This is a genomic window from Palleniella muris, from assembly GCF_004792655.1.
Lineage (GTDB): Bacteria > Bacteroidota > Bacteroidia > Bacteroidales > Bacteroidaceae > Prevotella > Prevotella muris_A.
The window spans coordinates 42,958-59,066 of the sequence record NZ_SRZC01000006.1; the positions used below are offsets into that span (position 1 = coordinate 42,958).

General features: G+C 50.7%; 17 protein-coding genes. All 17 read right to left on the bottom strand.

From position 1 onward, the window contains the following. Positions 1–36: 36 nt before the first annotated feature. Complete coding sequence (locus E5358_RS04735) at positions 37–5,139, bottom strand: MutS N-terminal domain-containing protein (RefSeq protein WP_422121061.1); 5,103 nt, start codon at positions 5,137–5,139, stop codon at positions 37–39. 204 nt (positions 5,140–5,343) lie between these two features. After that, positions 5,344–5,982 (bottom strand): thymidylate synthase, encoded by a 639-nt coding sequence (locus E5358_RS04740; RefSeq protein ID WP_135939118.1) that lies wholly within the window; start codon positions 5,980–5,982, stop codon positions 5,344–5,346. 25 nt (positions 5,983–6,007) lie between these two features. Then, positions 6,008–6,835 (bottom strand): DNA adenine methylase, encoded by an 828-nt coding sequence (locus E5358_RS04745; protein WP_135939119.1) that lies wholly within the window; start codon positions 6,833–6,835, stop codon positions 6,008–6,010. Positions 6,836–7,094: 259 nt separating this feature from the next. Further along, the gene (locus E5358_RS04750; RefSeq protein WP_135939120.1) at positions 7,095–7,643 is read right to left on the bottom strand and encodes a hypothetical protein; all 549 of its coding nucleotides are present in this window, start codon (positions 7,641–7,643) and stop codon (positions 7,095–7,097) included. Continuing rightward, entirely contained in the window at positions 7,550–8,284 is a 735-nt protein-coding gene (locus E5358_RS04755) for a PI-PLC domain-containing protein (RefSeq protein WP_135939121.1), read from the bottom strand. The genes E5358_RS04750 and E5358_RS04755 overlap by 94 nt, the downstream gene beginning before the upstream one ends. A gap of 68 nt (positions 8,285–8,352) precedes the next feature. Next, positions 8,353–9,003, bottom strand: coding sequence for a hypothetical protein (locus E5358_RS04760; RefSeq protein WP_135939122.1), 651 nt, complete (start codon positions 9,001–9,003; stop codon positions 8,353–8,355). A 6-nt stretch (positions 9,004–9,009) separates the two neighbouring features. After that, positions 9,010–10,185 (bottom strand): hypothetical protein, encoded by a 1,176-nt coding sequence (locus E5358_RS04765; RefSeq protein ID WP_135939123.1) that lies wholly within the window; start codon positions 10,183–10,185, stop codon positions 9,010–9,012. A 59-nt stretch (positions 10,186–10,244) separates the two neighbouring features. Then, complete coding sequence (locus E5358_RS04770; RefSeq protein ID WP_135939124.1) at positions 10,245–11,657, bottom strand: hypothetical protein; 1,413 nt, start codon at positions 11,655–11,657, stop codon at positions 10,245–10,247. 7 nt (positions 11,658–11,664) lie between these two features. Further along, positions 11,665–12,468, bottom strand: coding sequence for a hypothetical protein (locus E5358_RS04775; protein ID WP_135939125.1), 804 nt, complete (start codon positions 12,466–12,468; stop codon positions 11,665–11,667). Continuing rightward, complete coding sequence (locus E5358_RS04780; RefSeq protein WP_135939126.1) at positions 12,461–12,991, bottom strand: hypothetical protein; 531 nt, start codon at positions 12,989–12,991, stop codon at positions 12,461–12,463. The genes E5358_RS04775 and E5358_RS04780 overlap by 8 nt, the downstream gene beginning before the upstream one ends. Next, positions 12,981–13,829: a hypothetical protein gene (locus E5358_RS04785; protein WP_135939127.1), complete on the bottom strand. Its 849-nt coding sequence runs from the start codon at positions 13,827–13,829 to the stop codon at positions 12,981–12,983. Before E5358_RS04785 ends, E5358_RS04780 begins: the two co-directional genes overlap by 11 nt. A 7-nt stretch (positions 13,830–13,836) precedes the next feature. Next, positions 13,837–14,112 carry a LysM peptidoglycan-binding domain-containing protein gene (locus tag E5358_RS04790; protein ID WP_135939128.1) on the bottom strand — a complete coding sequence of 92 codons (276 nt, stop codon included), beginning with the start codon at positions 14,110–14,112 and terminating at the stop codon, positions 13,837–13,839. Next, positions 14,109–14,612, bottom strand: a complete 504-nt coding sequence (locus tag E5358_RS04795) for a hypothetical protein (protein WP_135939129.1) — start codon at positions 14,610–14,612, stop codon at positions 14,109–14,111. The genes E5358_RS04790 and E5358_RS04795 overlap by 4 nt, the downstream gene beginning before the upstream one ends. Before the next feature lie 2 nt (positions 14,613–14,614). Continuing rightward, entirely contained in the window at positions 14,615–15,058 is a 444-nt protein-coding gene (locus tag E5358_RS04800) for an N-acetylmuramoyl-L-alanine amidase (RefSeq protein WP_135939130.1), read from the bottom strand. Beyond that, positions 15,045–15,299 carry a hypothetical protein gene (locus E5358_RS04805; RefSeq protein ID WP_135939131.1) on the bottom strand — a complete coding sequence of 85 codons (255 nt, stop codon included), beginning with the start codon at positions 15,297–15,299 and terminating at the stop codon, positions 15,045–15,047. Before E5358_RS04805 ends, E5358_RS04800 begins: the two co-directional genes overlap by 14 nt. Before the next feature lie 20 nt (positions 15,300–15,319). Beyond that, positions 15,320–15,616, bottom strand: coding sequence for a hypothetical protein (locus E5358_RS04810; protein ID WP_277821160.1), 297 nt, complete (start codon positions 15,614–15,616; stop codon positions 15,320–15,322). Between the two features lie 8 nt (positions 15,617–15,624). After that, entirely contained in the window at positions 15,625–16,107 is a 483-nt protein-coding gene (locus E5358_RS04815) for a hypothetical protein (protein WP_135939132.1), read from the bottom strand. Between the last annotated feature and the right edge of the window lie 2 nt (positions 16,108–16,109).

The window sequence follows — 16,109 nt, forward strand, 5'->3', positions numbered from 1 at the left end:
CATTGAATCCAATTCAGTAGCTGTCGGCTTTGCCATCTATCGTAATCCAGTGAAAGTACGCCGTGAGGCATACATATAAATAGGTTCAGCCACCATCGACTCCTTTGAGCCGGAGGATTGTGCCGGGTTCTCGACCCGCTGTGATTGCTGTGGCTGCTCATCCCGCTTGACTTCCTCGCCGTCTTTTTCATCGTGTTTAGGGGCAAGTTCGGCGGTAATCTTGCGGTCGAGGGCGGCAAGTTCGGATTTCAACGCCTTTAACTCATCCTCTTTGCCCCATGTCTTGGCGACGATGCCTTCGAGAACTGGAACATCGGCCTTGAGTTTGGCCGTGCGTTCCTCGTACTGGGCGATTATGCCGGGGATTTTCTCCAGAGCGTTGACGAAGTTCATGCAGGCGGCATGTGTGTCGCTCATGGCAATGAAGCCGTTGTTGAACTTGTATTTGTAGTTGCCTTCGACAACAAAACGGTTCTGGATGCCTTCTCTGCCGTCAACGACCGTCCGCTCCGATATTATGCTTATCGGGAAGCCATAGACCTCGCCGACACGGACGTATTTACCGTGGGTGTCGGTCGTGCGAGCCAATCCTTGCAGGTAGATGCCCATGTTCTGCTCATCCTTATACTTACAGTCGTCAAGGACAAGACTGTTGACCGGATTGCCGTCCTTGTCTCGCTGAACAGCAGACTGATACTTGGCAGCGTCTTCCTTCATCCGTGCGATAGCCGCCTCATTGTTGGCGATGTCGTGGCTGATGGTCTGGAGTCTGAAACGGGAGTCTCCGATGCCCTTGTTGAAGGATTTGCGCTCACTCTCCAATGCCGCTATGCGCTTTTCGAGTTTCGCTTTATCCAACAGGTCGGTGTTACCGCTGAGTATAGCCATGTATTCCGAGAAGTTCATGCCGTTCTTCTCATCCATCGAACCCTCGTCAATGGTTCTGGCTCCCATAGCACCGGATTTCAACTGGGCAATGAAAGTAGCCTTGCAGTGAAGAAGATTGAACTTGTAGGAGTCCAGCGACTTCTCGACAGCATAGATGATTACATCCACCTTGTTATCAGCATACAACTTGGCAATCTCGTTGCCGGCTCGTATCGCACGGCCCTCACGTTGTTCAAGGTCACTCGGTCGCCAGGGGCATTCGAGTTCATGGACCGCAACCGCTCTGCGCTGGGCGTTCACGCCTGTGCCGAGCATGGTTGTCGAACCGAACAAAACTCTGACATCACCGCTGTTCATAGCCTCGATGACAGCCTTTCGGCTACGTTCCGTCTTACACTCCTGAATGAAACGTATCTCATGCGCCGGGATACCATAATCCTCAATCAGCTTGCGCTTGATTTCGGAATAGACATTCCATTCGCCGGGCTTGTATGTGCCGAGGTCGCTGAAAACAAACTGTGTACCTTTCTGCGCGTCGTATTTGCGGTAGTATTCGGCAATCATCTTGGCGCAATGGCTGGCCTTGTTGTTCGGATCGTCGCCGTATGAAGGGTCAACGAGCCGGAGGTCAAGAGCCATCTTGCGGGCATAGTCCGTGGCAATGAGCATCTTCGCTTTTTCCTCGGTGTCAGACAATGGCGCCCTGCCGAGTATCGTGGCATCGCCACTCTCGGCAAACTTCATCAGTTTCTCGATGAAAGCCTCCTGCGCCGGTGTCGGAGGGATGTTGTGAAGAATCTCACGTTTCTCCGGCCGGTCAACACCTACATCCTCGGCGGTACGATAGTCCGTTATCTCGTTGTAGAATGCCGCCAGTTCCGGCACCTTGATGAAGTAGCGGAAACGCTCCTTCTGAATCAAGTTGTTGGTGACGGAAAACTCGAAGTCGGTTGTCTTCTTGGCGAAGATAGCCGCCCATGCGTCAAAACTGCGGATTTCCTGCCGCTCCAGCTCATTCGGTCGTAGATACTTGAAGAGCAAATACAGTTCAGTCAAAGAATTGGAGATTGTCGTGCCACTGAGAAAGGTCGCCCCTAGGTCTTTGCCTGTACGTTCCTGAATGGTGCGTATAGCATAGAGAAGATTGAGGGAGCGTTGGCTTCCGTCGGCGTTGCCGAGACCGGCGACACGGGTGTGACGGGTGTTGAACATCAAATTTTTATAGTTCTGAGATTCGTCAACGAATATGTGGTCGATACCCATCTGTTTGAAGTCCACCACGTTGTCGCGGTTCTGCTCCATCTGATACTGGATGGTGGCAATCTTGGCGGTAAGATTCTCCTTGCGCTTGATAAGACCTTTCAGCATGGCGCGTGACACGTCATGCCCCTGCTGCCTGACAACTTCAAGGTTCTCCTCCACGCTGTCAAGTTCCGCCTGAAGAATCTCCTGCTGGATTTCGGGCGACTGCGGTATCTTGCCGAACTGGTCGTGCGACATTATAATGCAGTCATAGTCGTTGTTCTTCATTTTATTGAAGAACGCCACACGGTTGTCCGCCTTGAAACTCTTTTCATCGGCATAGAGAATCCTCGCGTTGGGATAGGCACTATGGTATGTCATGGCAATTTCTGCCACATTCGCCTTCATTCCGATAATCATCGGCTTGTGGGCAAGTCCGAGACGTTTCATCTCATGTGCCGCCATACACATTATCAGTGTCTTGCCGGTCCCGACTTGATGGTCACAGATGCCGCCGCCGTTCTGCAACAGCATCCACACACAATCCTTCTGCGACTGATACACGGAGTGTATGCCGTAGCGGTCTCCGAGCATCTTCATATTGAGGTCGGGGAACGTCTGGTGGCTGCCGTCATACTGCGGACGCACAAAGCAGTTGAACTTGCGGTTGTAGAGGTCAGAGAGTTTCTCCTTGAACTCAGGCGACTGCGCTTCGAGCCAGTCGGCAAAACCGTTGCGGATTTCGTCGATTTTGGTATTGGCAAGCTGAATCGCCTCGCTGTCAGGCACCTTGATATCGTGGCCGTTCTCATCCTTTCCGGCAGACTTCTTGATGTCGGGGACGGTGTTGTGCAGGGCGTGTTTCAGAAGGCTTATGCCGTCGTATGTGCGGTAATAGCCTCTGACGCAGAATTCCTCCCATATCTTCATGTTCTTGCGTGGCGCGTCACATGAATACTCGTCCATCGAGGATGAATAGGCAATCTTTATGTCGGTGCCATACAGATTGCTCATGTAAGCGGAGTATATGCCGGTGGGTATCCACCTCTCGCCGAAATTGAAGTCAAGTTCGGCGAAAGTGATTTTTCGCGGGGTGGCTTCTTCAAGTGCTTTGAGAGAATCCTGCGCCATAGCGATATATGGCTCGATGCCGTCATATCCGGGGAAGTTTTTGATACGTTCTTCTTCGCGGTCAATCCATGCCTTGACATCCTCGGCTTTCTGCACCACGTTTCCGGCGATAAACCTGTCCTTGATTTCATAATTCTCCACCAGAGGGTTATAATATATGTGTCCCTCCAGACTCTGAATCAGATTTTCCTCGGACATATCCACTAATCCGGTCATATAGTCCAGATTGACGGCACCGAACTTGTTGAGCGATGCAGATAACGCCTCCATAGGAGTATCGACACTTGTCAGTTCATCCACAGCGAATGAAACAGGATGATCGAAGATGTCAGCCTTGACAAATCTTCCGTTCTCGCCTCGCTCCAGTGCCAACGCATCTCGTCCGTTGGCATCCATGAGGATGAATTTGACATTCTGTTTCTCATTGAGATTGCCATATTTCTCCACGAACTCATCATAATACTGATTGAGGTGTTCGCGCAGATGTTCCGACGGCTCATGTGTTTCTGCCTCGTAGTTGTAGAGCTGCTGATAAGTCTCCGACAGCGTTACATACAACATGGCGCGTTTCGCCTGTTCCGGTTTGAGGGACAGCGGATTGAACGTAGCACCGTTCTTGCGGACTTCCGAAAGGAAACCGACAAGACCGTCCTGAACGACCATACTGCCGTTATGGTGGAAGAACTGAATGTCCTCCGAGAAAGGACGGGGAGACATATCCCTTTCGACAGGCTCCGGCTTTTGTGGAACCACTCTTGGCTGTCTGCCGGGTATGAAGTCGCCTTCGGTTCTTTCAATGACGGTGCCGCTTTCGTTGATAGTCTCGCCATTTGCAGCGGCTTGTTTGGCGGCTTCTTCCGCCTCACGTTCCAGACGCATTTCTTCAAGCTGGCGGTGGGCAATAGACATCATGGTTTCGTAGAATCCATTGATGGGCGGATTGTCCTCCCAGTTAAGAGAGCCATAAAACTCCAGCTCCTTTTCATTGAGCGGACGGAATTTCTTTACGGGTATGTCCTTGACTTCGACACTCGGTTTCGGCTTGGGGGCATCCTCAGCCTGTTTCGGCTGACGGCGGGGTTTGCCGATAGGCTCCAATTCGCCGAAGAGATTGTAGGCAAACAGGCGAGGGTCGGGATTATCGGTGTAATCAGGACTGCCGTCGGTCTCTATATCCTTGGCTGGTTCCATTTTTGATGAATCAACAGGAGCGGGGGCAGGCTTTGGTTCCGGCTCAGGCTCCGCTTTTGGAGGCTGATTGGGTGTAACCGTTTCAACCACCTTCTGCTTAGGTGTCTTTTTCAGCTTCGGGTCTTCCAACTGTTCGCAGATTGCCACACGTTTGCTGGCCCGCACAAGTTTGGGCAGATATGTGTCAAGAGCATGATGCGGAAAGCCAGCCAATTCAATATAATTGTCCCTGCCGTTGGCTCTGCGGGTCAAAGTTATACCTAATATTTCCGAGGCTGTCACGGCATCCTTGCCGAATATTTCATAGAAATCACCCACACGGAAAAGAAGTACAGCATCAGGATGTTTCTTTTTCATCTCCTGATACTGTTGCATCAGAGGTGTATTGGTATGGCTCGACTTTTTTTCAGCTCTTGGAACTTCCACCTTCGCATCCTGCTTGGGTGTAGGAGTTGGCGTAACAGGGTCAGGTGTAGGCGGCTTAATGCCTTTGGAATTATACAATTCCAGATTCAGGCGCAGGTGCAACGACTCGTCGAGTGCCTTACGCAAGTCTTGTGCAATGCCATCGACACCTCCGTCATGGTGGTACACGATAGCAGGTTTGCCATACTGGTCATTGCCAACCTTGGCGTCGGTGCATATAACATTCTGCGGAAACGCCTGAAAGAACTTGTTGCCTGGCACTTTTGTACCCCGGTCAACTACCGATTGAATGAAAAACTCTTCATCAGCCGACAAAGACTTCTTATAATCCGCAAAACGAAATGTTCCGAAAAAATAAAACGAAAAGCTCCGTCCGTAAAACGAAATGTTTCTTTTTCGTGTTCCCTCCAATGCAAAAACGCCTCAGATTTATCTGGGGCGTTTCATTTTTTCCTTGTCGGGTATTTATACGTTCAAGTCGAACTTCACGTTCTCGTCACCATCAAGCAGCTGCTGTGTCTGCTCAATGTTGTTCTCGTAAATGTGGACATTACCGAGATTCAGAGTGATAGACTTCAACGGCAGGTCTATTTGCCGTGACATCAAGTACAGATGGTAAATATCAGCCGGCAATCCCAGATTGGCATCACTGCTTCGCTGGTAAGCAGAAAGGACCAGCTCGCCTTCATCAATCTGGAACTGCACGAGGCTGAGGCACGGTGCCTGGTTGCTTTCCGCACCAGTCTCGCCCAAGAAGAGGACATAGTTCTTGCTGTTCCTTTTCTCTTTGTTGATTTTTTCAATCAGCCTTGGCAGTTTCTCAAAATAAGTCGGATAGCTGTTCACAAGGATTGGACCGCAATAGTCCCACCAGCTGATTCCTGCTTCCCTGTATTTTTCCGTCTGCCGCTCGCCCTGCATGAACAGCTGTAACTCGTTCCTCAGCTTTTTCCGTGCTATCCCGTGGCTCTCGAAAATGTCCAACAGGTCAGCGGGTGACAGTGACAACTGCTCGTTCAGCAGGTAGCGTATATTGCCTTTGTTGTTATGTTGCTCTTTGCCTCCTGCAAGGATTTTGCTTAGTATTTTGTGGTATTTATTCATGTTTGAACAGGTTTTGAATGTTGTTTTAATTACGTTTGAACAGCATCATATCCGTATATCTGGAACTATAGTTCATCTGTGCGTTAACCTCAACTTTCCTGCAGTTCTCAAACGGGTTGCCTACCGTACGGTTCTTTCCCATCCAGTCGCACAGTTCCAGTATGGAGGACTTGTTTGATGTAAAGTATATGAACCGGTGTCCCTTCAGCACTGTCAGCACATCGAGGTAGTCTGCAAGTTTCCAGTACATTTTGTATGTGCCTGCGTCCGTGCTAAGATATGGCGGGTCAACAAAGAACACTACGTTTGGAACATCCTTGTATTGTCCGAACAGTTCCTTATAGTCACAGGATGTGACAGTCAGGCCTTCCAGATAGTCCCTGCATTGCGGATAGTCCGTAGCCCTGACATTATTGTACAGCGTGCTTTTCTGCAAATCCGCAAAGCATGTGGCGTATTTCATTGAGAACATTATTGACGAGGATAGTGTTATGTAGTCGACATATCCTTTACGCTCGTACTTGTTTATGCAGGACAGCACACGATCCCTTGCCTTTCCACGTATAGGCTTGTTGCGCGGAATGTCTGCGGTTATCTCCCGCAGTTCCGCAAGTATGAGGTTTGTCACCGGCAGCGCCTCCAGCCGTTGGCGGTAGCCGTCAAAGTCATTGTACACGACCTTGGAGTTCGGCTTCCGGTATTTTGCTATATGCGAGAGTAGTCCGCTTCCTCCAAACAGGTCAACGAATGTCGTGCCGTCAGGGAATTCCTCAAGCACCTTTATGAACTCTTTTGCAAGCATGCGCTTCTGTCCCTGGAACGGAAGCGGTGCAGATAGATACTGTTTTCTCATTTTTCATTACTTTTTTTATCATTACTGATGTTATTCAAAAATATTTTCTTACCTTTGCATCGCCAATCATTTATATAACCGAAAAACCGAATCAGCATGAAAGAGGGTCTATGCCCCCAGTCACGTGCTTATTCGGTTCGTAGTTAATAAATGATTGGCGTCTATATTAACAGGCTGGGGGCTTTTTTATTCCCGCCCCCTTGGGAACTTTCAGGCTTATTCTGTCATGTTATTCCATTTTCATTTTTAGTATTTCCAATTAAGGGTTATCCCATGTGATGATTCCTGTGCTGTTGCTGCGGTTTCCGTTAATTGTGATGATTGAGGGTTCGACGCCTCCGCATGCTTCTCCAACCCCGGCACCCATGAGTGTAAGATAGTAGTCGAAGCCGTTGACGATACATTGGTAGGTGCCGTATACGGATCCGGAGAATGTTCCGAATATGATTACCAGCCCGGAGGAGGCAAGCGGCACGACGTTATCTGTGACGAATTGGTTCCATGTAGGGTTTATGCCGTAAAATGTGCTTGGCTTGCCTCCTCCGATGACGAAGTCGGGCCCGAAAAGTATTCTGTCGGCTTTTGCCTTGTCGTCGGCAGTCATTACTCCGGCCTTTTTGCTTGTGGCTCCGTCTATATCAAAATCTATTTCTTGTGTGTCGCCGTTCCGTATAGAGATGAAATATGGGTTTGCTTCTTGCACACATGTCGTGCCTAACAGGTCTTCCAGCTCTCTTTTTGTGTAGAAGGTCTGCTTGATTTTTCTCCATAGTGCGGATATGCTGTTAAGGTCTGCGATTTTTGCCATTTTGGATAATTGTTTTCGGGTTCGACATGTACATAATCCAACATCAGATAGTCATAATTTCCAAATTCCTTGATATATCGTTTGTTGTACCTCTTTGCCCAATATCTCAGGAATGGAGGGTATTTCACGAAGCCAAGCCACCAGGGAAACCTTGCGTCCTTCATCTTCTCCTTCACCCACCATGTCGCCCAATATACCTCTTTCCCGGAAATGGGGATGCGGGTGTCATACTTCCCTCCGTTCGCCTCGTCCCACACCACTTGCAGCTTCAGGTTGCCATAGAGCAGGCGCACCCTGCTCACGAGAATGTCGAATTCTAATGGGGAGGCGGAATGACGAAAGTTCCTGTCATTGACAAGCTGCACGAAGACGGTTTCCTTATCTTTCCGTGCAGCGTTGTCAAGAAATGCAAGTACATTGTCAAGAGTGACATCATAGAGTGCTATTCCATGCGAGCCACACCATTTGCCGCCTCTTTTCGTTACTTGGAGATTAAACCATCTTATGCCATCATTGTACTGTTGTTCTATGGTATACCCTTTCCTCTGGCACCTGCACACGATGTTTATCAGTGCGCCGAAAGGTCTGAGATACCACACCAAAGGGTATGATGTCAGTGAGTTATGTGTGCCTAATGTCATGCTCTTTTACAGATTTTATGGCTTCCCCACGGATGACAAACGCGGGGAAGCCGGATGTTAACATTGCCTTAGGCGAGCAGAGCCTCAACCTCTGCAACAGAGGCAATGCTCAGACCGTCAAGTTTTACCTTGTCTACAGCGGACATGAGACCGTCAGCAGCGCTCGTTGCCTTGTTGTAGGTGGTGTTTGCCCATGGTACGTTGACATAGGCTTTGCCGTTTTCGTCAAGAGCCACCGGGTAGTTCTTGTTGTTTGCTGTGTAGCCTGTCTTGATACCACCGAGTTCTCCTGCTGCCGCCTGTTTGAGGTTCAAATCTCCGTTGGGGTCTATCTCGAGTCCTTCAAGAGGCGAGAGAATTGGGACTTGTACATAGAGTTTGCCATCGGATCCGATGTAGGCTTTTTCCCATTTGTTTTCATTTGGGAGTTCGGCAAGTGTCTTGTCCTCAGCCTTTATACCACCGGTCGTTGTGTCTGTCGCGAGCGGGACGGATGTCATGCCAGGCTTGAATTCCCTCCATCTGCCTGTTATGGTGTCAACGGAGTTTGATGCCCGGAACTCGTATCGCTTGTTGTCCTCGAGACAGAAGGCTAGGTGTCCCTCGTCAATGGATGCCTCCGGGTAGGCTTTCATTGCCGCCTTTGTTGCGAACTGGTCACGTTCGAAATTGCCTTTTTTCCCCTGGTAGGAAAGGTTGTCGATATACTGTACTGCCATGGTCGTTTACTTGAATTGGAGTGAGTAGTTTGTTACTGATGACGCGTCGTTGAGGAGGTAGACATAGTAAGCCTCGCCGTTGAGTGTGACCTCAGAGCGTGTGTATGAGTTGATGAACTCGTTCTTTCCGTCCGTGATGGATGTCAGTGCCCCGAATGCTTTCGGATAGGCATACATGTTCTTCTGTGCAGTCTGTGTGAATGCGGCAGTGGTGTATGCCTTCGAGTTCTGCACTGCCTCTGTCTTTCCAGCAAGCCCTGTGATGTTTGCAGCGTTGGCGACGAAGTCTGCCGGGACGACGGAGAAGTACTTCGGATTTACGAAGGTTGCGGATGTGGAGCCGGACTTCTTCACGCCCTTGTTTGTCACCTCTACGGTGTAGGTGGTGTTGGCTGTGACGCCGGAGAAAGCCTTGCTCGTGGTTGTGTTGGTGACTTCCGTTCCGTTGACCTTTACGGTTTCCGGCGTGATGACCTTGTCGCCCTCCTTGACCGTCCAGCGCACTGTCACGGTCTGTGTGGTGCCTTTCTTGTAGACGGAACCGCCTGAGACAGAGATGGAGAGTGGGAACACCTTGTCCTGCAGCTGCTTGATGGCGTCGATATGGCTTTCGAGGGTTTCCTTGTCTTCAGCGGACATGACGCCTGCCTTTTCGGTCGTTGCGGAAGGTATGCGTACGGCTTCGTCATACATCTCATCGCCTTCCCCTATGATGCACTGTCCAAGTGTGACATCATCGGTGCTTGTCTCCAGTGTCCCTCCATTGTACAGGCGGAGGAAGCTTTCCTTTGCTGCGTTATAGTCTTCAGCCGTTTCCTTAAGGTCGTTGACCTCTTTGGTGATGACCTTGTTCTTAACCGGGTTCTCGGATGTTTCGGAGAGTGCGTCGTCAACAGCGATTTTTATTCCGTCCGGACCGATTTTCTCATACTTTTTTGTTGATTCGATGTAGACGTACTCGTCGTAGACATTACCTTTCTCACTCTCCGCCTTCGGCACGAGGTAGAGGCATTTCGGGTCACCTGTTGCCGGTAATGTCTCAACGATTTTGTAGATTGACACATCAAGTTTCGCGACTTCCTTGACAAGAGCGTCGAACTCAGTCTTGGATGCGAACCCCGCCTTGATTTTTGACCACAGGGCTGAAATGCCGTCAAGGGTCACAAGTTTGTTGTTTGCCATAAAAATGAAATTTGGTTAATAAATAAGTTTTTCTCGTATTGTTCGAGGGGTGGGATATGTCATTTGTTGATGACCTCCAGGACTTCGGATGCTGTCGCGAATGCGCATGGTGCGATTTTTGTCAATGTGACCGCGCCGTCAGCGAGCTTGCGTGTTGTCACGGAGCCGTCAGCGAGTTCTCCGCCACAGTCGTTGGTGATGGGAGTCAGTGTCTGTTCCTCCTCATTCCAGAGGTAGAGATGCCTGCCCTGTATGTAGATTTTGTCTTTGTAGGGCAGCGGTAGGTTTTTCTCTGTCCGGTGGTTGTACAGCTCTTCCGTTGTCCATGATGTGAAGACAATAGAGCCGTACAAGCCTCGGAAGCAGCGGTGGCTTGGCACATAGAATATTCTTTCCGGTGACAGGTCAGCGGTTTCGGTCTCGTATTCACAGTCCTCTGGCGGTTCTTTTATGCCTGCGAAGCGCGCTGTGGCTCCCTGCAGGGCGTTGGCGGCCTTCCCTGCCACTTTGTCGACATATCTTTTGGGCACAGCGTGGTCGTCTTCGGTAGGTTCGTTGATGACATGAATATCTTTTTTCTCATCAATGATGATTCCGCCTTGGCATCCAAGGGAGGTTATGTTGAGCGGTTTGAGGATTGTGCCTCCTTGGGATTTCATGAGGGCATCGTCGCTGATACCTTTGAGTTCCGCTTTCAGGACTGCGATGACATCCTCCCATGGTTCCCATACCCCTTTACTGCAATTGCGCCTGAGTATGGCGAACTCTGCACCGGAAGCGAGACTGCCCCCGGCAACGCTTACCGGACCGGAGATGACCTGCGTCCAGTCATTGTTGGCGTAGCCACGCTCGAACACACGCACATCAAACGGCGCCCCGTTGAGCAGGCCGCGGTACCATCCCGACCTGTTCGCGTCATCCGCTCCTCCGTTGAGCTTGTCGAGAGCTGCAGAGACAAGCTCCCAGTCGCTGAAATTCCCCGGTGTCTCTGTGTCCCATCCCGGCAGGAAGCGGTAAGGGAGGTTGCGGTCAGCCCCCAAGCCCACAATGCCTTTACCAAGTCCATCAATGTCCTTTCTGTTGTCCTCTATCCATGTACGCAGGCTGTCTATATTGTTCTGCAATGTAGATATGTTGCTGATGTTGCCGATAAGAAGCCATCCGGGGTTCTGGAATGCATAGATGTCTCCGCTGTCCGGTGCAGTGGGATTGTTGTTGTCATATATACATACAAGCTGTCCAAACCGCAGTTCCTTACCGTTTGTCCCCACTGGTGTGGTGTCCGGCTCCATTTCCGCACAACTCCTGTATACCTTGCGTATTCCGAGACTGCCGGCATTCTGCTCCATGGTGGCGATATATGCGAGTGTGTCGTACTGCAGCCCTCCCACATCCTCCGGTGTGATGCTGTCTGTATCGGTCTGTCTTCTCAGCGTGCCGGCACGCTTCTGCAGGTTGTATATTGATTCCATAACAGATTTATTTTGGTAGTTCAAAAACTATTCTCACAGGCACATCAGCCGGGCAGGACGCGTCATCAAACGGCAGCTGGATGTCAAGCCGCACATTTCCCTCAAAACCAAGCAGCTGTCCACCAATCACACCATTTCCTGTGCGCACGTATGCCTCGCATGACGAGCGGAAATATTGCAGGAATGTCTTGTCTGTGGCGAACAATAGGATGCTGCCATCTATAGTAGCCTTACTGTTGCTTCTGATGTCTACGCGGACACGGTAGCAGTCACCGAGCTCCTTATATTTGATTGTGCCGGAATATCCATTGAAAAAATGAGCTGTTATCTGTTGCCATGACTCAGGTTCTTTTATCCCCACCATTTGTTTGACAAGGTCAGAGAGTACCGGTAGCTCAAGATAATTGTAATATTCTGCAGCACCGGTGTTATCCTGGCTTATATGCACTTTCCTGGCGATACGGCACGGACGTTCCTGACCATCGTCAAACTGCCGCCTGTCCGCCTCCACTGTATTTATGCAAAGATATACAGGTTCCTCCATCATATTGTAAGGGACTTGCAGATTGGTGTCTTCCCATGACAAGAACTCCCCATTGGCAATAACCGTCCCTGCCTTTATAAGTACAGTCACACCGGACTCATCTTGTTCAATGACATCCCAACCTCCCTTTTGAAACAGAAACACGTTTTCCCCGTTTCCGAGCATCTTCACCAACGCCGCCATGGCGGATGTGTCATTATCCTGCAAGAGCTGCAGGTCATCAAGGTACACAGGCTGTCCGCCCTCGCTGAATTTGATTTTATTCATAGTCATATAGTTCTATGCCGAACGTGCGTCCGGCCGGTTTGTATGCGTCAAGGATATTGCGTATTGCAAGGTAGTGCTCCCACCCGAACTTATCCTCCTCCCTGGATTCTGTCGATGTGCAGAGGAAGGTCGGCACTCTCACGATGAAGTTCAGTGTCTGGAAATACTCGTTTTTCAGCCCGAACACGAGGCCGTTCCCTTCTTCATGCGTGAACAGGCATGCCGGAGGCTGCGCTTCCTTCCTGAAATAGAACGCCCTCCTTTTTGTGACCTCGTCAGGCGTCACGATGTATATCTGCCGCCCGGTCAGGCAGAATGCATCGTTCAGGGCTTTTTCAAGGTACTGCACATTGCCTGTTATGTCCAGTCTGTCATCCGTTTTCTCTTTCAGGCTGTAGAACTTGTCATATATGTACCGCAAAGGCATTACCATGACTTTCAGCAAAGCCACAAGGAAGACGCTCCTCAGCACAGGAGGCAGCATGTATACCGCGAATCTCGCAAAATCAATCTTATACCACATAGCTCAGTGTGTTTGGAAGTCCCTCCGGAATGTAGCTTCCGCTCAGACCTGCATAATTGTTCCCCTTTATCTCCGTCCAGGCGGCCGATGCGTCCGTCCTGTAGCGGCATATTCCCAGCTCAACATCCTCCACGCCCTCCACCGCCTGTATGGCATCCACAAGGCGTGTCTTGTTGAATGTGCCTCCATAGACAATGTTCTTCAGATATTCCTCTATTGCCCGTTCCACAGGCTTCCCTCCGCCCTTCAGCAGTGTTCCGGAACTGTCAAGTATCAACGGATCTGCCGTTATCACCGCGTTGATTGTCACACGGTCGCTCTCATGGCTGTTGATGTTCAGGATGACACCGGCTATCTTGACCCTGTCCATATATTGTTTGAACACTGTCAGAACATCATTTGAAAGGGCGACAGGACGGTTGTCTTTCTCCCCGCTGACAAGAATCTGCACGCTTGTGCCCCTGTCCCTCACAGCCGCAAACCTCACGACACGCTTCGACTCGTCAGCCTCCGCATATCCATACCTGCATGTCTTATCATCAAAGACAAGCGCATCGCCATATTGGAAGGCAAGCGCTGTTTTGTGGTACCACGGCACGCTTGCCACCACAGCCGATGCCACCTTCTCCTCTACATCCGCCTTGTGCCTGTCGAAAATGACCTCAAGCACATGGCATCCTGCCGCGACTATGAAGAACAGGATGTTCTCCAGGCTGACGCTCGAGAAGCGCCCGTGCCATGTGTCGCCCTCCCCCAGTCCGTATTTCTCGCGGATAGCCGGGTCCGCCATGAAAGCGTCCGTCATCGTCTTCTTTATCTCTGCTGTACTACGTGCCATAATATGATTATGAAAATTCCTCTGTGAATTCTTCCGTGAACACTTTCATGCGCACTCCGCCCTCATTGCGTGCTGTCGCCGGGCTCACCTCATTGTCCCTGCACCAGCCTTCCATCGTGCGGTTCCATACCGCATCAGGCAAGGACAGGACTATGCCGGCTTTCAGCTCTGCCGTCATGCTTGCATTGTTGAGCCGCGCAATCTCCGTCATGGCCTCCCATGCGCCGAAGCACTCTATCGCGACATCCGCCATTGTCTGTCCGTCCTTTACCGTGTATCTCATTTCACTTTTTTCCTTAAAATAATGACAATAACAACTATTGCCGACAATGCAGCATACAGGAGCAGTCCGCGCATGGAGTGTCCGGAACTGCTTTTGACATGGTGTCGGGCATCTGACTTGGACTGTGTATCACGGCATGCCGCTGTCTGTATGTTCGCAATGGCGGACGACTGTGCCGAGTGTGTGCCGGAACATGAGGCTTTCTTCCTGCCTGTCCCTTTGTACCTTTCCTGCGACAGAACCTTCTCACGCATGACTATACGTCCGCATGAATCCGTGACAATGCGCTCACATAATCTCTGCACGATGCTGTCCATCCCGCTCTCAGTCTCTGCCACGCAGGACTGTCTCGTTGAATCCTGCATGACCGTCACACTTTCCATTCCTGCATTCTGGATATAGCTTGTGTGCAGCAGTTCCCTGCTGCCGGTTTCCGCTTTTTCCTTTGTCGCGCAGCCCGAAAGGCTCAGCGCAAACAGAATAATGACAAACGCTTTCATGCTCAAATGTTTTTGTATTCGTCCTTGGCGTCGAAGCATGGACACTCCTTAATGCGTTCCCATGGGTCTATGATGCCGTTCTTGTTCTTGTCCGGGGATATGTCCCTGTGCCCCATTATCACCGCCTTTGGGTAGCGTCCCCGCAGTTCCTTCAGCAGCTGCAGGAGTCCGGCCTTCTGTGCGTCTGTACGGTTGTCCGTGCTGCGCAGCCTTTCGTCAACGCCTCCGGTGTAGGCAATGTTTATGCTTGTTGAGTTGTAGCCTTTCACACCATTGCTTGCGTGTTCCTCACCAAGCAGCCTGTGGCATGAGCCGTCTGCGGTTATCAGATAATGATAGCCCGGATTCTGCCACCCTTTGCGCCGGAACTCCGCCAGCACCTCTTTCACTGTCGCCTTTTGGCTTCCTGCCGTGCAGTGCACGAATATCCGTTCAATCCTTCTCATCCTTGTCCTCCTTCATTTTGTCATTGATGACATTCCTTACATCCCCGAACTTTGTCGAGATGTACACCGTCACGCCGAATACAGAGCCGGCATACACAAGGCACTGCGCCACGTACCACAGGACAGTGTCGTTGACATTATAGTTGTTCAGGAAAAAGCACAGGAACGCCAGCAGCACACCGCTTGCAAGCATGCCGAGCGCCGAGCCGTACTGCAGCCACTCTTTTGTATTCTTCCGCATCTTCTTTGTTTTTTATATGGTTAGTATGTAGCTTTTATATCTATGCCTGCCAGCGTTATTCTTACGCTCTCCACCGTCTGTCCGTCCATCTCCAGCTGCTCCTTGATGCGTGTGCGCCAGAATATCGGGTCATGGTCAAGCAGCATGCCGCTTATTCCCACTCCCACGGCGGGGCGCTCCTTCAGCTCCCCGTTGTGCAGGCAGAGCAGCAAGGCCTGGTTCTGCGCGAGGATGTCGCCCGTCACCAATGAGCCGTTCCTTACGACAGGCTCCAGCGTCTGCCCTTTCTCGTCCCATGTCAGTTGTATTCCGTTCATGCCATGTTTCAGTGTGTGACCTTCAGGTCTTCATAATCGTCCTTGTTGAACTCATCCGCTTCCGTCCCGGGCTTTATCGTCGTGAACTTTCCGCCCGGGTGACTCACCGTGACATCGTGGGTATGCGAGTTGAACGTCTTCACAAGTTCATTGATTTTCTGTGTCAGCTGCGCTATGTTCACCAGTCCGCCGAGTTTGCCGCCGTTGACGACGACAGTCTCCGCATGGTCGACTTGCAGCACCACAAGCTGCGCGAGGTCGCCGCTCAGGCTGCCGACAGTGACGGCACTTCCTCTTTTCGGTGTTATGAGCAGCTGCCCGGCATCGTCAGTTTCAGAAGCTCTCAAACGGACATCGGGGATAACGATGTTTCCAATCTCCACTTCACACAGACAGCCTTCCACATTCTTCACGATGCCTTGGCATATTGTTATGGTGCGTCCTCCACTAATTTTTGTCAGATAATCACGCAGTATTCTGTAATCGTCCATAG

Coding starts and splice junctions, on each gene's coding strand:
- E5358_RS04740 (WP_135939118.1), bottom strand. CDS start 5,982: ATGAATAAATACCACAAAATACTAAGCAAAATCCTTGCAGGAGGCAAA.
- E5358_RS04755 (WP_135939121.1), bottom strand. CDS start 8,284: ATGACATTAGGCACACATAACTCACTGACATCATACCCTTTGGTGTGG.
- E5358_RS04810 (WP_277821160.1), bottom strand. CDS start 15,616: ATGAACGGAATACAACTGACATGGGACGAGAAAGGGCAGACGCTGGAG.
- E5358_RS04765 (WP_135939123.1), bottom strand. CDS start 10,185: ATGGCAAACAACAAACTTGTGACCCTTGACGGCATTTCAGCCCTGTGG.
- E5358_RS04815 (WP_135939132.1), bottom strand. CDS start 16,107: ATGGACGATTACAGAATACTGCGTGATTATCTGACAAAAATTAGTGGA.
- E5358_RS04775 (WP_135939125.1), bottom strand. CDS start 12,468: ATGAATAAAATCAAATTCAGCGAGGGCGGACAGCCTGTGTACCTTGAT.
- E5358_RS04800 (WP_135939130.1), bottom strand. CDS start 15,058: ATGAGAAGGATTGAACGGATATTCGTGCACTGCACGGCAGGAAGCCAA.
- E5358_RS04785 (WP_135939127.1), bottom strand. CDS start 13,829: ATGGCACGTAGTACAGCAGAGATAAAGAAGACGATGACGGACGCTTTC.
- E5358_RS04780 (WP_135939126.1), bottom strand. CDS start 12,991: ATGTGGTATAAGATTGATTTTGCGAGATTCGCGGTATACATGCTGCCT.
- E5358_RS04805 (WP_135939131.1), bottom strand. CDS start 15,299: ATGCGGAAGAATACAAAAGAGTGGCTGCAGTACGGCTCGGCGCTCGGC.
- E5358_RS04745 (WP_135939119.1), bottom strand. CDS start 6,835: ATGAGAAAACAGTATCTATCTGCACCGCTTCCGTTCCAGGGACAGAAG.
- E5358_RS04770 (WP_135939124.1), bottom strand. CDS start 11,657: ATGGAATCAATATACAACCTGCAGAAGCGTGCCGGCACGCTGAGAAGA.
- E5358_RS04750 (WP_135939120.1), bottom strand. CDS start 7,643: ATGGCAAAAATCGCAGACCTTAACAGCATATCCGCACTATGGAGAAAA.
- E5358_RS04795 (WP_135939129.1), bottom strand. CDS start 14,612: ATGAAAGCGTTTGTCATTATTCTGTTTGCGCTGAGCCTTTCGGGCTGC.
- E5358_RS04790 (WP_135939128.1), bottom strand. CDS start 14,112: ATGAGATACACGGTAAAGGACGGACAGACAATGGCGGATGTCGCGATA.
- E5358_RS04760 (WP_135939122.1), bottom strand. CDS start 9,003: ATGGCAGTACAGTATATCGACAACCTTTCCTACCAGGGGAAAAAAGGC.